This window comes from Salinicola sp. CPA57, assembly GCF_003206035.1.
In the GTDB taxonomy this organism is placed as follows: domain Bacteria; phylum Pseudomonadota; class Gammaproteobacteria; order Pseudomonadales; family Halomonadaceae; genus Salinicola; species Salinicola socius.
On record NZ_PZJR01000012.1, the window covers coordinates 46560 to 61922 of the forward strand.

Genomic DNA, 15363 nt, shown 5'->3' on the forward strand with positions numbered 1-15363 from the left:
CTCACTCGTTGCTGCCAAAAAGCTGTTGGTCGATCAGATCACACAAACAGTGAATGACCAAGAGGTGAACTTCCTGAATTCGTGCGGTGGAGGTGGCGGGGACGCGAATCTCGCAGTCCTCCTGGCCAAGCAGAGAGGCCATGTCTCCACCGTCGCGTCCGGTCAATGCGACGACACACATTTCCCGATCGTGGGCGGCCTGGATCGCCTGAACCACATTGGCCGAGTTGCCGCTGGTGGAGATCGCCAGCAGGATATCGCCGGGCTGGCCAAGGGCGCGGATCTGCTTCGAAAAGACGTCGTTGTAACTGTAATCGTTGGCAATCGATGTCAGGGTCGAGGTGTCGGTCGTCAGCGCCAATGCCGGCAAGCTGGGGCGCTCGCGCTCGAAGCGATTGAGCAGCTCGGAAGAAAAATGCTGACTATCGCCGGCGCTTCCGCCATTGCCGCAGGCAAGTATCTTGCCCTCGCTGACCAGACATTGAACCATCATCTGGCTGGCGACTTCGATAAACGGCGGCAATACCTCGCTGGCGTAGGTCTTGGTGTCGATGCTGGCGTTGAACAGGTCGAGTATGCGTGTCTGAAAATCCATGGGCTGCCTATTAGGGCCTGGGTCAATATGCGTCGAAGGCGGCGCGAATCCAGTCGAATTCGAGCTTGGGAAGGCTTCCGGTTACGCCGACGACGTCGAAGCGGCAGGGGCATGATAGCCGCTGCGCATGAAGATAAAAACGCGCGGCCTTGATGATGCGGCGCTGTTTGGCGAGGGTGATCGTCTCCAGCGGGTCGCCATAGTCCATGCGTTGTCGGTGGCGCACCTCGACGAATACCAGATTATCGCCATCCCGCATCACCAGATCGATCTCGCCACCCTTGGCATGCTGGTTGCTGGCAATCAGCGTCAATCCCTGCGTCTCGAGCCAGCGGGCAGCGGCCTGTTCGACCTGCTGCCCGAGTTGGCGTCGATGGGGCGCGGGTGCCCGGTTGGCTGGATTCGGGCGATCAGTTGGCGTTGTCATCGTCGGCATCCATCGCGAATCCGTTCAGATCGCTATTGGACGAGTTCCGAGTGCTCTGCGGTGTCGCGTTGGCAGCGCCGTCTTCAGGCTTCGACAGCGAGTCAGTCGATGTCGAGGGAGATGTCGTCAGTAGCGGTTGCGGCGATCCGGACTGGAACAGTGCCCATGGCAGCGTGCGCTGGATACGGCCATCGTCGCGAGCCTGCAGCGTGCCGGTCGCGCCGAAGATCTGGGTGTTTGGCAACGCCTGGATCAGCGGCAGGCGGCGGGCCAGTTCGTAAGCGTCGACGCCCATGGCATTGAGCTTGAGCAGGCCGGGGTCACCTTCCCCCACGAGCTGTTGGTAGGTGGAGGCGAAAGGCAAGGCATCGGTCCCGCCAACGGCCGCATCCGGGATCATCCAGGGGATGTCGAGAAACTGTACGCCGTTCAGGTCATGGTCGGCCCGAGGTTGTGGCGTACCCTCGTAGAGATGGGACGTGGCGTAGATGGGCAGGTTGCTGGCGTAGTAGAAATCCAGCGTCGGCGGCACCTGGCGGGCGTAGCTGGGCAGTGCCAGCAGGAACAGCATGTCCATGCTGGAGGGATCGCTGTTGAGCAGATTGCGCACTGCCGTGGCGACCGAGCCGGAAGGGTCGTAACTGACGACCGAGGCGACGCTGCCGCCATCGCTCTCCCACGTCTGGCGGAACGCCGCCAGAATGCGCGATCCCCACTCGTTGTCGGGCACCATGATGCCGGCCCGATGGTGGCCGTCGAGATAGGCGCGCTGGGCGACCTGGCGCGCTTCGTCCTCCGCCGATAGGCCGTACTGGAACAGGTTGGTCGCCTGGTTGCGCGGATGCTCGCCGTAGTTGAGAGCGAGCGTGGGCAGGGGGACGTCGCTGCGGGTCTCGAGCTCGCTGACCTTGTCCTTGTCGAGGGGGCCGATCACTGCCTGGGCGCCGCTCATCGTCGCCTGGGCATAGAGGGCGTCGATGTTCTGCTGGCTGGAATCGATGAAGGTCAGTCCGGGGGTGCGCTCCCCCTGATTTCTTGCGTCGCTGGCACGGGTCTCCAGACCCTGTCGGATCGCCGAGGCGATGTTGGCCAGCGGACCGCTGCTTGGCAGAAACACCGCGATCCGATCGATCTCATTGCCTTCGAGCTGACGCAACGCCGACAGATCCTTGGGAAGCCGACGATTGGCCGGATGATCCGGATAGCGGCTGCGCCACTGATCCAGGCGATCGAACAGGTTGGAAATATCGCCACCGCTGGTGCGGTAGAGTCGAGCCAGATCCACCCAGCCCTGGGTGATCGGATCGTTACCCGTTGCGGCCAGGGCGTTCAGCGCGGGCGGACTCAAGCTGGAAAGCGGTGTCCAGATATCATCGTTCAGCTCGTAGGGCGCGTTGTTCCGCTGCAGATCGATCAGCAGCCTAGCCGCGGCTTCCGGTTCGCCGATCATGCTCAGCGCCATGCCTCGACGATAGCGCAGCGTCTGCCGGTCATCGGTGGACAGCTCGGTCGTGCTGTCGAGGATATCGGTGGCACGGATGACGCTCTGGCCATCTTCCTCCGCCAGTGCGCTATCCGATAGCACCATGGCCCAGCGGACCCGTTGGCCGCTGTCGAGCTGGCCGCTGTCGATCTGGCCGGCGATCTGGAGCGCCTGCGCCGTGTCGCCCTGGCGTGCTAGGATATCTGCCGCTTCGAGGCGGGAAGCCGCAGCCTGCTGGCCGCTCTGACCCTGGGCCTGTTCGAGCAGCTCCTGGGCGCTCGGGCCGCTGCTGCCCTGCATCATGTTCTGACCGGCACAGCCTGCCAGCACCAGGGTGGCCGCCAGAGGCAGGAGAAGTCGCCGCAGCGCGTAACGCATAATGTCTTTCCCTTTACTTGTTGAGAGGTCTGGCGCTGTCGGCACCGGTCATCGATAAGTCGATCATCGCTGGCCTGATCGTCGGTGACCGTTCCGCTCGGTCATCGATGATTCGATTGTCGAAGAGACGATTCTCGCGAGCGTTGCCCGCAGCGCCGGCCCGTTCCTGTTCCGCTGAAGTCTTGCGAGTCTGGCAGCCCATGACGAACGGCCCTCGCCGCCCCGCGGAGGCTTCCTTGCCGAACTGAACATCGAGTCTGCCAGCGGCGGCCATCGATGTGAATGCATGTCAATCCGGATGGTACCGAATGAACGAGACAAAGGAAGGCGTATTGTACGTGGTCGCTACGCCGATTGGGAATCTTGAAGACTTGAGCGCCAGGGCTGGCCGGATTCTCTCCGAGGTCGATGCGATCGCCGCTGAAGACACGCGCCACACGCAGCGTCTGCTTCGGCATCTGGGCATCGAGCGTCCGCTGATTTCGCTGCACGAACACAATGAGGCGGCACGTGTCGACCAACTGAGAAAGCGTCTGGCCGACGGCGCGCAGCTGGCGCTGGTCAGCGACGCCGGAACCCCCTTGATCTCCGATCCGGGCTTCGTCCTGGTTCGCGAGCTTCGTCGAGCGGGCTGTCGCGTAGTGCCGATTCCTGGCCCTTGCGCGCTGGTCGCGGGGTTGAGTGCGGCCGGCCTGCCGACGGATCGGTTCACTTTCGAAGGCTTTCTGGCGGCCAAGTCCGGCGCGCGTCGAAAACAGCTGGAGGTGGGTGCGTCACGGGAAGAAACGCGAGTCTTTTATGAGTCGCCTCATCGGATTCGCGATCTGCTCGAGGATATCGCTGCGGTGGTCGGCGAGCGTCAGGTGGTGCTGGCACGCGAGCTGACCAAGACTTTCGAGACATTGCTCGATGGCTCTGCCACCGAGCTGCTGAGAATCATGGACGAAGATCCCGATCAGGCGCGGGGTGAGTTCGTGGTCATGCTGGCTGGCGCGCCCCGTCGTGAGGAGGCGGCCGACGACGTCGAGGGCACGGCCCTGATTCAGGCGATGCTGGCGGAGGGCGTTGCCGTGAAGAGTGCGGCAGCGGTCGTGGTGCGAGTGCTCGGTGGACGACGCAAGCATTGGTATCAGCTGGCACTGGCGCTGAAGTCCGACCCGTAGGTCGATAGCTGATGTTTTCGAGGTGACAGGGGGCGTATCTCCGCTTCCTGGCCCGCGGGTGTCGGCGTTGGGCGACGGTTCGGCTCGATCGGTGAACGCATTTGCCCCACACGGCAATGCTGTCTTGAGAGGGTTACGGGGTGCTGTTATTCTTGCGCGCTTGGGAGTCGGCCAGACAGTCGCCGCCGGCATTGCCGGGGGAGGAAAGTCCGGGCTCCATAGGGCAAGGTGCCAGGTAACGCCTGGGCGGCGCAAGCCGACGGCTAGTGCAGCAGAGAGTAGACCGCCTAAGCAGCGATTCGCTGCCGGTAAGGGTGAAAGGGTGCGGTAAGAGCGCACCGCGCGCCTGGCAACAGTGCGTGGCAAGGTAAACCCCACCTGGAGCAAGACCAAATAGGGATCCGTTGGCGCGGCCCGCGCTGGATCCGGGTAGGTTGCTCGAGAAACGTGGCGACGCGTTTCCTAGATGAATGACTGTCTTAGACAGAACCCGGCTTATCGGCCGGCTCCCTCTCCGATTTCCGCCGTTCGACACCGAGATCTGCATGCAGCACCGCGACAACGCTTCACAGGCATCCCCAGGCGGTGCGGCGAATGGTTCCGATTTTCGCCACACCAGCGTGCTGCTCGACGGGGCCGTGGAGGCGTTGATTCAATCCCCCTCCGGCGCCTATCTCGACGGCACCTTTGGTCGCGGGGGGCACTCCCGCGCCATTCTCTCGCGGCTCGACGCCCAGGGTCGGCTGATCGCGATCGATCGCGATCCCGCCGCGCTGCAGGTCGCTGCAGAGATCGACGATTCACGCCTGACGGTGTGTCGTGGCGTGTTTGCAGAACTGGACCGTCACGCCGAAGCGTGCGGCGTCCGCGGCAGTCTGAGCGGTATTCTTCTCGATGTCGGCGTCTCCTCTCCTCAGTTGGACGATCCCGAGCGCGGGTTCAGCTTCCTGCGTGATGGTCCGCTGGACATGCGCATGGACCCGACCTCGGGCATGGGCGCTGCCGAGTGGGTCGCGCGCACCGACGATCAGGAAATGGCGCGGGTCTTCAAGACCTATGGCGAAGAGCGTTTCGCCAAGCGCATCGCGCGCGCCATCGTCGCGGCGCGACGGGAGGCGCCGATCGAGCGGACCCATCGGCTCGCCGAGATCGTCAAGGCAGCGCACCCTGCCTGGGAGAAGGGTAAGCATCCCGCGACGCGGGTCTTCCAGGCCATTCGCATTCATCTCAACGACGAGCTGGGCCAGCTGGAACGGGCGCTGGCCGTTGGCCTGGATGCGTTGGAAACCGGGGGGCGTCTGGTCGTCATCAGTTTTCACTCGCTGGAGGACCGGCTGGTCAAGCGTTTCATCCGTGATCAGTCACGCGGGGATACGCATCTGCCACGTGGCATGCCGATCCGCGAAGACCAGCTCAACAAGCGGCTAAAGCCGGTAGGCAAGGCAATGCGTGCCAGCGAGAGCGAGGTCGAAGCGAACCCGCGCGCGCGCAGTGCGGTCATGCGCATCGCCGAGAAGCTGGGACCTGTCGCCGAGACGTCGAAATAAGGAGCAACATGGCCGTTCAAGGACGACGCAGTCTGCTGGAGGCCGGTGACTGGCCCTTCGCGCGACGCCTGGGAGTGCGCGCTTCATTGCTGGGTATCGTGATCATCGCGTTGCTGATAACGGCGCTGGCCATCATCAGCACGTCGCATCTGACCCGGGTGCAGTACGCCCGACTGCAGAAGCTGGAGAATCAGCGGGATTCGCTGCAGACGGAGTGGGGGCGCCTGCTCCTCGAGGAAAGCACCTGGTCCTCGCCGGCCCGCATCGAATCGTTGGCCAGCAAGCGTCTGAACATGCGCGTACCGAGTGTCGATGAAGTGAAGGTGATTCATCCATGAGTGCGGCAAGACGCGCCGCCACCGACAGGAAGCGCCGACCGGACGCACCGCTGGGAGCGGGGCGCTACTGGTTCATGCTGCTCGTGATTCTGGTGGCGCTGTCCGCGCTGGTGGGGCGTGTCGTCTATCTCCAGGTGATCGATCGCAGCTTCCTGCAGAATCAGGGCGATGCGCGCACCCTGCGAGTCGAGACCATCGGCGCTCATCGCGGGATGATCAGTGACCGCAACGGTGATCCGCTGGCCATCTCGACGCCCGTCGTCACGCTGTGGGCCAATCCGCAGGAACTGCCCAAGGATCCCATCCAGCAGACCCTGCTGGCGCAGGCGCTGAAGGTCGATCCCCGCCAGCTCGAAGACCGCATCGCGCGCTACGCCGATCATGAGTTCATGTATCTGCGTCGCCAGCTCACGCCCGCCGCGGCCAAACCGGTTCTCGATCTGCAGATGCCCGGCGTCTACTCCCGCGACGAATACAAGCGCTACTATCCGGCAGGGGAAGTGGCGGCGCAGCTCGTCGGCGTGACCAACGTCGACGACAAGGGGCAGGAGGGGCTGGAGCTTGCCTACAATCGCTATCTCACCGGTCAGCCCGGCAAGCGGCGCGTGCTCAAGGATCGCAAGGGGCATCTGGTCCGCGATCTGCACCTGATCGAAGAGGCCAAGCCCGGCGGCGATCTGACCCTGTCGATCGATCTGCGGCTGCAGTACATGGCTTATCGGGAGTTGGCAGCGGGGATCCGTCAGAACGATGCCGACGGCGGTTCGCTGGTGATGCTGGATGCGCGATCCGGCGAGGTGCTGGCGATGGCCAACCTGCCATCCTACAACCCCAACAATCGCAGCGACGTCGATGTTCGCGGGCTGCGCAACCAGGCGATCACCGATGCCATCGAGCCCGGCTCGGTGATGAAGCCGCTGGCGATGTCGGCAGCCCTCGCTTCCGATCAGTTCACGCCGGAAAGCATCATCGATACCTCGCCTGGCTGGATGGTGGTGGATGGCTACACCATTCGCGATTTTCGCAACTACGGCAAACTCACGCCGGCGGGAATCCTGCTGCACTCCTCCAATATCGGCATGTCGCACATTGCCCTGACGCTACCCAAGGATGCGATCTGGAATCGCTATCGCGAGCTGGGGCTGGGCCAGTCTCCCGGCACCGGTTTCCCGGGGGAGAACAGCGGCAGTCTGCCATCGCAGGTCAACCTTCCGCGCAGCGCCCAGGCGGCGATGGCCTACGGCTACGGCGTTGCCGTGACGCCGTTGCAGCTGGCGAGCGCCTATACCGCGATTGCCAACGATGGCAAACGGCTGTCGCCGTCGCTGCTCAAGCTCAATGGGGATCCGGACGGCGAGCAGGTGGTTTCGCCGCGTATCGCCCACGAACTGCTGGCGATGATGGAAGAGATCGTTCAACCCAATGCGGGCGGGCATCTGGCGATGGTGCCCGGCTACCAGATCGCCGGCAAGACCGGCACGGTGCGCAAGGTGACCAGCACGGGGTATCAGGAAGTCGAATACCGCGGGCTGTTCGCCGGTATTGCCCCGGCATCCAATCCGCGTATCGTCACCGTGGTGATGATCGACAACCCCAAGAAGGGTGACTACTACGGTGGTCTGGTCGCCGCTCCGGTGTTCAGTCGCGTCGTCGGCAGCGCCTTGCGGTTGCTCGATGTCCCTCCCGATGCACCGTCCGACGGGGCGGAACAGGAGTCCAAGCCATGAGAATCGACACCGCGACGCTCGCGACCGCGTTGACCTCGCTCTGGCCTGAAGTCGCGAGACCTGAGCGACTGGCGTCCTGGCTACCGGAATCGTCTGACGCGACGCTGGTCCTGGATAGCCGACAGCTAAAGGCCGGCGAGCTGTTCGTGGCGGTGCCGGGAGTCGGAACCGACGGGCGGCAGTTCATCGAGGAAGCACTGCAGGCGGGCGCTGCGGGCGTGCTATGCGAGGCCGACGGGCTCGATCCCAAATGGCGGGCGGATGCGCGGGTGCTCGCCATGCCCGGGCTGACGCAGCAGCAGGCAGCGCTGGGTCGTCGGCTGTTCGACGTGCCGGAGTCACTGACGCTGATCGGAGTGACCGGCACCAACGGCAAGAGTTCGGTGACCCACTATATCGCCGCGCTGCTGGAAAGACTCGGTACCCCGGCCGGCGTGATCGGTACGCTAGGGTATGGTCGGCCCGGCGCGGTGCGCCCCGCAGTGCAGACCACGCCGGGTGCGCTGGCGCTGCAGCAGATGCTGGGTGAAATGGCGATGGATGGGGTCGGCGTCGTGGCGATGGAGATTTCGTCTCATGCGTTGGCACAGGAGCGACTGGGCGATACCCGAATCGACGCCGCCGTCTTCACCAACCTGAGTCGCGATCATCTCGACTATCACGGCAGCATGGCGGCTTACGCGGCGGCGAAGGCGCGACTGTTCAGGCGCGAGACGCTAAAGCTGGCGGTCGTCAACGGCGACGATCCGCTGGCGCGGCTGATGTTGGCGGGTCTGCGGCAAGGGGTCAGGGTGTTGGCGACCGGTAGCAGCGACGTCACGACGCTGCGTGTCGTCGACTGTGAAACCTTGCCCAATGGCCTGCGCGCTATCGTCGCGACACCCGACAACGAGGGCGTTCTCGAGCTGCCGTTGATGGGGCGTTTCAACCTCGACAATACGTTATCGGCGATGACGACACTCTACGGGCTGGGATACTCGCTGGAATCGCTCTGGCAGGCCGCCGCACAGCTGCAGCCGGTGCCGGGGCGCATGCAGCGATTGCCGTGCGGGGCCGATGCCACCGCGCCCATCGTGGTGGTGGACTATGCGCACACTCCGGATGCGCTGGAGAACGCGCTGTCCGCCTTGCGCGCGCATCTGCCGAGCCAGGACGGTGGCGAGCTCTGGTGCGTGTTCGGTTGCGGCGGTGATAGAGATAGCGGCAAGCGTCCGCTGATGGCCGGCGTGGCCGAGAGGCTGGCAGACCGCATCGTGGTCACCGATGACAATCCGCGCAGCGAGGATCCGGCATTCATCCGTGACCAGATCGTCGCTGGCTTGTCGCCAGCGGCGCAGGCGCTCGTCTGGTCCGTCGATGGCCGACGTCGGGCGCTCGAGCGCGTCATCGAAGCGGCCAGACCCAACGATATCGTGCTGATCGCCGGCAAAGGCCACGAAGACTATCAGGAGATCGCCGGCGTGCGGCATCCGTTCAGCGATGTCGATGTCGCGACCTCGCTATGTCAGATGCGGGAGACAACCGCATGAGCGACAAGCTCAGCGCTGTTGCCGCGCGTCTCGGCGCCTCGCTCAAGGGGGCAGACGCCGCGGTGATGCGGATCGTCACCGATACCCGAGCGCTTCTGCCCGGTGACCTGCTGGTGGCGCTGCAGGGCGAGCGTTTCGATGCCCACGATTTTCTGGCCCAGGCGCGTGAAAAAGGCGCGATCGGCGCCGTCGTGTCATATCCGGTGGATGACCCGTTGGCGCAGATCCAGGTGCCGGATACGCGTCTGGCGCTAGGGCTGCTGGCGCGGGCGCACCGGCTCGCCTGGGACGGCAAGTTGATCGCGGTGACCGGTAACAGTGGCAAGACCACGGTCAAGGAGATGCTCGCCTCGATACTGAGCCGGCGCTCGCCGACGCTGGCGACGCGGGGCAATCTGAACAATGACATCGGTGCGCCGCTCACGCTGCTCGAGCTCACCGCCGAACATCGTTATGCGGCGATCGAGCTGGGTGCCAATCACCTGGGCGAAATCGCCTGGACCACGGCGCAGGCGAGGCCGCAGGTGGCCGTCATTACCAATGTCACCGGCGCGCATGTCGGTGAGTTCGGCGGCATGGGGCAGATCGCGCAGGCCAAGGGCGAAATTCTGGCCGGCCTGTCGATCGACGGTTGCGCCGTTCTCGATCGTGACGAGACCTATTTTCCGGTCTGGCGGACGCTGTCGGGGCGGGCTCGAGTCATCGACTTTGCCATCGACAATGATGCCAGTGTCATGGCCCGCGATCTGGCTTGTGACTCTGGCGGGCGTTATGCTTTCACGCTTTGTTTGCCGGGCGAAGCGTCGGTCCGTATCGCGCTTTCGTTGATGGGCCGGCACAACGTGCGCAACGCCCTGGCCGCCGCGGCCGCCACCTATGCGCTCGGCTTCGGCGCCGCGGAAATCGCGACCGGCCTCGAAGCTTGCCGCAGCATGTCCGGGCGAATGCAGGTGGTCAAAGGTCTACGCGGCGGGGTCGTCATCGACGATAGCTATAACGCCAACCCCGGTGCGATGCGAGCGGCACTTGAAACGCTCGCGTCGCTCCCCGCCCCGCGCTGGTGCTTCCTCGGCGCGATGGGTGAGATGGGACGCGATTCCGAACGGTTACATGCCGAGATCGGGCGATGCGCGCTCGATCTCGGTATCGATTTTCTGGGCACGTACGGGGAACCGGCACGTGCCGCAACCGAGGCCTTCGGTCACGAAGGCCATCATTTCGATGACTGGGCAACGCTCGAGCGTTTTGCCCAGGATCAGCTTCCTTCCCGGGCCAGCGTGCTGGTCAAGGGTTCGCGCAGTGCCGGCATGGAAAGACTCGTCGCCGCGCTGCGTGATGATGCCTCAAGGTGAATCTGACTCATGCTGCTTTTTCTGGCTGAACTGCTGACCCATTTTCAAAGTGCTTTCAATGTTTTCGGATACCTGACGCTGCGCGTGATTCTGGGCACGCTGACGGCGCTTTTCTTGAGTCTGTGGATGGGTCCGCAGATGATCAAGCGTCTGGTCGAGCGCCAGATCGGCCAGGCGGTGCGTGACGATGGCCCGCAGTCGCATCTGTCCAAGGCAGGAACGCCGACCATGGGCGGCGCGTTGATCCTGGTCTCCATCGCGGTCAGTACACTGCTGTGGGGCGATCTGACCAACCATTACGTGTGGCTGGTGCTGGCGGTGACGTTGGGTTTCGGCGCCATCGGCTGGGTCGACGACTTCCGCAAGGTGGTCGAGAAAAATCCTCGCGGGCTACCGGCACGCTGGAAGTATTTCTGGCAGTCGGTGATCGGCCTCGGCGCTTCGCTGATTCTCTATTTCACCGCGGCAAGTCCGGTCGAGACCAGCTTGATCGTGCCGCTGTTCAAGGATGTGGTGATTCCGCTGGGTGTGTTCTACATCGTGCTGAGTTACCTCGTCATCGTGGGGAGTTCCAATGCGGTCAACCTGACCGATGGTCTCGATGGCCTGGCGATTATGCCGACGGTGCTGGTCTCGATGGGGCTGGCGGTATTCGCCTATGCCAGCGGCAACGCCGTCTTCGCCAATTACCTGCATATTCCGGAAGTGCCCGGTGCCGGTGAGCTGGCCGTGTTCTGTGGCACCATCGCCGGCGCGGGGCTTGGATTCCTGTGGTTCAACACTTATCCCGCCCAGGTGTTTATGGGCGATGTCGGTGCGCTGGCACTGGGCGCGGCGCTGGGTATCGTCGCGGTGATCGTGCGCCAGGAGATCGTGCTGTTCATCATGGGCGGCGTCTTCGTGATGGAGACGGTCTCGGTCATCCTTCAGGTCGGTTCCTACAAGCTGACCGGGCGGCGTATCTTCCGCATGGCACCGTTGCATCACCACTTCGAGCTCCAGGGCTGGCCGGAGCCGCGAGTGATCGTGCGGTTCTGGATCGTCACCGTCATGCTGGTCCTGCTGGGACTGGCGACGCTGAAACTGCGTTGATTTCATGACCGAACAGGTGCCTGCCAAGTCGGCCTCGACGTCTCTGAAAGTCTCTGCTCACCCGCCCGCGACGCCTTGGCTGGTGGTCGGGCTGGGCATATCCGGCCGCGCCATCGCCCGTTTTCTGACGCATCGGGGCGAGCGATTCATGCTCGCCGACACCCGAGTCTCGCCGCCCGGCATCGAGGCGTTCCGGGCGTCGTTCCCGGATGTCGAGATCCATCTCGGCAGCCTTGACGCCCTGGACCTGCGCACGTTCGACGACATCGTCGTCAGCCCCGGCGTCGATCTCGAGGCGTCCGGCTTGAACAGGGTGCGGGAGCGCGTCCTCGGCGAGATCGCGCTGTTCGCTCGCCACTGCAGGGCGCCGATCGTGGCCATCACCGGGTCGAATGCCAAATCCACCGTGACCACGCTGGTCGGCGAGATGGCGCGGCGGGCCGGTAAGCGTGTGGCCGTGGGCGGCAACCTGGGAGACGCCGCGCTGGATCTGCTGATCGATCAGCCCGACACCGAGCTTTTCGTGCTGGAGCTCTCGAGCTTTCAGCTGGAAACGCTCGAGGGACTGGGGGCGATCTGCGCCGCTTTCCTGAATTTGTCCGCCGATCATCTCGATCGACATGGAGACATGGCCGGCTATCGTCAGGCGAAGGCGCGTGTTTTCGAGGGCGCGGCGCACGTCGTCGTCAATGCCGACGATGCGGCCACCTGGCCCGACGACACCTCGATCCCTTGCGAGCGGTTCACCACACGAACGCCGGCAGGCGGAGCTTGGGGCATCTCGGACCTCGAAGGCGACGAGTGGCTGTGCCATGGCCGGAAACCGCTGATGCCGGTTAGCGAACTGCGTCTGGCTGGGCGTCACAATCAGGCCAACGCGCTGGCGGCCCTGGCGATCGGGCATGTCATCGGGATACCGCAGGCGCTCATGCGTGATGTACTGGACCGTTTCGCCGGCTTGCCGCACCGTGGCGAGATCGTGGCCGAGCGCGGCGGGGTGCGCTGGATCAACGATTCCAAAGGCACCAACGTTGGCGCAACGCTGGCGGCGATTGCCGGCCTTGGCGAGACCCTGACCGGCCAATTGATCTGGATCGGCGGCGGTGTCGGCAAGGGGGCGGACTTCACGCCGCTGGCGGCGCCGCTCGCGCAACACGCCCGCGAAGCGATCGTTTTCGGGCAGGACGCGCCTCAGCTGGTGGCGGCGCTGCAGGATCGGGTGGCAACGCATCGCGTCGATACGCTGGCACAGGCCGTGCAGCGGGCGGCATCGATCGCCGAGGCCGGAGATTGCGTGCTGCTGTCGCCGGCCTGTGCGAGTCTCGATCAGTTTCCCAACTACATGGCGCGCGGCGAGGCGTTTCGCGCGCTTCTTGACCAAGGGCAGCTCGAACAAGGGCAGGAAGCCGAATGTTGAAAGCCATGGTGAAGACGTCGCAGGCGCGGCTGACCACGCGACATCAGTCATTCGACGGCTGGCTTTTGCTGTCGACGCTGTCGTTGATGCTGATCGGCTGGGTGATGGTGACCTCCGCCTCTACCGAAATCGCCGCCAGTCTTACCGGCAACCCATACTACTTCAGCATTCGTCACGGCATTTTCGTGCTGGCGTCGATCGGCGTCGGGCTGGTGGCGGTACGCCTGCCGCTGGACTGGTGGCGTCAGAAAGGGCCGCTGATGCTGATCGTGGCGCTGTTGCTGTTGTTCACGGTGCTGATCGTCGGCCGCGAGATCAACGGCAGCCGGCGCTGGATTTCGCTCGGCATCATCAACGTTCAGGCGTCGGAAGTCGCCAAGCTGTGTCTGATCGTTTACGTCGCCGGCTATCTCGAACGTTTCCTGCCGGAGGTGCGTCGGAGCTGGGGCGCGTTCATGCGACCGCTGGCGGTCATGGCGCTGATCGGTTTTCTGCTGATTCTCGAGCCGGACTATGGTGCGGTCGTGGTATTGACCGGCTGCGTCATGGGCATGCTGCTGCTTTCGGGGGCGCCGCTGTGGCGGTTCCTGCTGATCCTGGCCATCGTCGGCTCCGGCGCGGTCATGCTGGCGGTGGCGGAGCCCTATCGTCTGCAACGCATCACCAGCTTCGCCAATCCGTGGGCGGACCAATACAACACCGGCTATCAGCTAACCCAGGCGCTGATCGCCTTCGGTCGTGGTCACTGGTTCGGGCTGGGGCTTGGCAATAGCGTCCAGAAACTCTTCTATCTGCCCGAGGCGCATACCGATTTCGTGTTTGCCGTGCTTGCCGAGGAACTGGGATTGTTCGGCGCCGTGGGAGTCATCCTGCTGTTCGCACTGCTGGTGTTTCGCGCTTTCCGGATCGGGCGCAAGGCCGAATTGGCCGGTATCCCGTTTGCGGCGTATCTCTGTTACGGGATCGCTCTGGTGATCGGGGCCCAGGCATTCATCAACATCTCGGTGAGTTCCGGCATGCTGCCGACCAAGGGCTTGACGCTACCGCTTTTGAGTTATGGTGGCTCGAGTCTCATCATTAGCGGGATCATGATGGCGATACTGTTTCGCGTCGACGTCGAGGTCAGACGGCTGCAGCGGCGGCCGAAACCCTCGGCCGGAAGCGAAGATGACACCCGGCCCCCGGGCGAGGCGGTGGAGCCGACCCTATGAGCGAACTGAAACGGGTACTGATCATGGCTGGCGGGACGGGAGGGCACGTGGTCCCGGCGCTGTCGCTGGCCAAGGCCCTGAGCGATCGCGGCGTGGCTATCGAGTGGCTGGGCAGCCCGCGGGGAATCGAGAATCGTCTCGTTCCCGCCGCCGGCATCCCGCTCAATCGGATCGAGATCGCTGGCTTGCGCGGCAATGGCCTGGCTGGATGGCTGGCGATTCCGTGGCGTTTGACGCGCGCCGTCTGGCAGTCGCGCCAGGTGATTCGTCGTTTCGACCCCCAGTTGGTCGTCGGTCTGGGGGGATTCGCCAGCGGCCCCGGCGGTCTGGCCGCACGCTTGAGCGGCAAGCCGTTGGTCGTGCACGAGCAGAACGCCGTCGCCGGATTGACCAACCGCTCGCTCGCCCGTCTGGCCACGCGCGTCTATGCGGCGTTTCCCGGGGCCTTTCCCGGCGACAGGGCCGAGGTGGTGGGGAATCCGGTGCGCGAGGATATCGCCGCGTTGGGCGAGCGGCCCAGGACCGCGGCGCAGATGAGTGGTCGCGCCCTGCGGTTGCTGGTGCTGGGCGGCTCGCTGGGCGCGCAGTCGCTCAACCAGAAATTGCCGGTGGCGCTGGCGTCGCTGGAGCCGGCAGCACGTCCGCAAGTGCGGCATCAGGCCGGGCGGGACAAGGACGAGGTCACCCTTGAAGCCTACCGTTCTGCGGGTGTCGAGGCGGAGGTCAGCGCCTTCATCGACGAGATGGCCGAGGCTTATGACTGGGCGGATATCATCGTCTGTCGCGCCGGCGCGCTGACCATTGCCGAACTGACGGCGGCAGCCAAGCCGTCGTTGCTGGTGCCATTTCCGCACGCGGTCGATGATCATCAGACCCACAATGCGAGCCATCTGGTCGATGCCGGTGGCGCGGAGCTGATACAGCAATCCGAGCTCACCCCCGAGCGTTTGCAGGCGGCGCTCGAGTCACTTTTACAGCCCGACGTGCTGGCGCGGATGGCCGTCCAGGCACGCCGGGTAGCCCACCTCGATGCCGTCGAACGCCTGGTCGACGGCTGCATGGAGATTGGTTTTGAGCGATAGCATTCAGACACGCCCGGCGCGC

Annotated in this window: 13 protein-coding genes and 1 other RNA gene; 11 read left to right on the forward strand and 3 right to left on the reverse strand. The window is 64.3% G+C overall.

All coding sequences use genetic code 11. The features are described from left to right. Position 1: 1 nt before the first annotated feature. Genes DOM36_RS14905 through DOM36_RS14915 form a run of 3 tightly spaced genes read right to left on the reverse strand, consistent with a single transcriptional unit; the run spans position 2 to position 2883 of the window. Positions 2-595, reverse strand: coding sequence for a phosphoheptose isomerase (locus DOM36_RS14905; protein ID WP_075570579.1), 594 nt, complete (start codon positions 593-595; stop codon positions 2-4). 22 nt (positions 596-617) lie between these two features. Next, complete coding sequence (locus DOM36_RS14910; RefSeq protein ID WP_110643581.1) at positions 618-1022, reverse strand: YraN family protein; 405 nt, start codon at positions 1020-1022, stop codon at positions 618-620. Then, positions 1006-2883 (reverse strand): penicillin-binding protein activator, encoded by a 1878-nt coding sequence (locus DOM36_RS14915; RefSeq protein WP_110643582.1) that lies wholly within the window; start codon positions 2881-2883, stop codon positions 1006-1008. Before DOM36_RS14915 ends, DOM36_RS14910 begins: the two co-directional genes overlap by 17 nt. 308 nt (positions 2884-3191) lie before the next feature. Between DOM36_RS14915 and rsmI the strand changes: the two genes are divergently transcribed. The 11 genes from rsmI (at position 3192) to murG (ending at position 15341) form a co-directional block, all read left to right on the forward strand. Continuing rightward, entirely contained in the window at positions 3192-4046 is an 855-nt protein-coding gene (gene rsmI, locus DOM36_RS14925; RefSeq protein WP_110643584.1) for a 16S rRNA (cytidine(1402)-2'-O)-methyltransferase, read from the forward strand. 163 nt (positions 4047-4209) lie between these two features. Beyond that, an RNA gene (rnpB, locus tag DOM36_RS14930) (RNase P RNA component class A) lies at positions 4210-4560 on the forward strand. Positions 4561-4591: 31 nt separating this feature from the next. Continuing rightward, entirely contained in the window at positions 4592-5593 is a 1002-nt protein-coding gene (gene rsmH, locus DOM36_RS14935) for a 16S rRNA (cytosine(1402)-N(4))-methyltransferase RsmH (RefSeq protein ID WP_110643585.1), read from the forward strand. Positions 5594-5601: 8 nt separating this feature from the next. After that, entirely contained in the window at positions 5602-5931 is a 330-nt protein-coding gene (ftsL, locus tag DOM36_RS14940; RefSeq protein WP_075570573.1) for a cell division protein FtsL, read from the forward strand. Then, a complete protein-coding gene (locus tag DOM36_RS14945; protein ID WP_110643586.1) occupies positions 5928-7658 on the forward strand; it encodes a penicillin-binding protein 2 in 1731 nt (576 codons plus the stop codon). The genes ftsL and DOM36_RS14945 overlap by 4 nt, the downstream gene beginning before the upstream one ends. Beyond that, positions 7655-9187, forward strand: a complete 1533-nt coding sequence (locus DOM36_RS14950) for a UDP-N-acetylmuramoyl-L-alanyl-D-glutamate--2,6-diaminopimelate ligase (protein ID WP_110643587.1) — start codon at positions 7655-7657, stop codon at positions 9185-9187. The genes DOM36_RS14945 and DOM36_RS14950 overlap by 4 nt, the downstream gene beginning before the upstream one ends. Further along, on the forward strand, positions 9184-10539 hold the full coding sequence (gene murF / locus DOM36_RS14955; protein WP_198651299.1) for a UDP-N-acetylmuramoyl-tripeptide--D-alanyl-D-alanine ligase: 1356 nt from the start codon (positions 9184-9186) through the stop codon (positions 10537-10539). Before DOM36_RS14950 ends, murF begins: the two co-directional genes overlap by 4 nt. A gap of 9 nt (positions 10540-10548) precedes the next feature. Then, positions 10549-11631: a phospho-N-acetylmuramoyl-pentapeptide-transferase gene (mraY, locus tag DOM36_RS14960; RefSeq protein WP_075570569.1), complete on the forward strand. Its 1083-nt coding sequence runs from the start codon at positions 10549-10551 to the stop codon at positions 11629-11631. A 4-nt stretch (positions 11632-11635) separates the two neighbouring features. Next, positions 11636-13048 carry a UDP-N-acetylmuramoyl-L-alanine--D-glutamate ligase gene (murD, locus tag DOM36_RS14965; RefSeq protein ID WP_083941843.1) on the forward strand — a complete coding sequence of 471 codons (1413 nt, stop codon included), beginning with the start codon at positions 11636-11638 and terminating at the stop codon, positions 13046-13048. After that, complete coding sequence (ftsW, locus tag DOM36_RS14970; RefSeq protein ID WP_232823869.1) at positions 13042-14259, forward strand: putative lipid II flippase FtsW; 1218 nt, start codon at positions 13042-13044, stop codon at positions 14257-14259. Before murD ends, ftsW begins: the two co-directional genes overlap by 7 nt. Further along, positions 14256-15341 (forward strand): undecaprenyldiphospho-muramoylpentapeptide beta-N-acetylglucosaminyltransferase, encoded by a 1086-nt coding sequence (gene murG / locus DOM36_RS14975; RefSeq protein ID WP_075570568.1) that lies wholly within the window; start codon positions 14256-14258, stop codon positions 15339-15341. The genes ftsW and murG overlap by 4 nt, the downstream gene beginning before the upstream one ends. Positions 15342-15363: the final 22 nt, after the last annotated feature.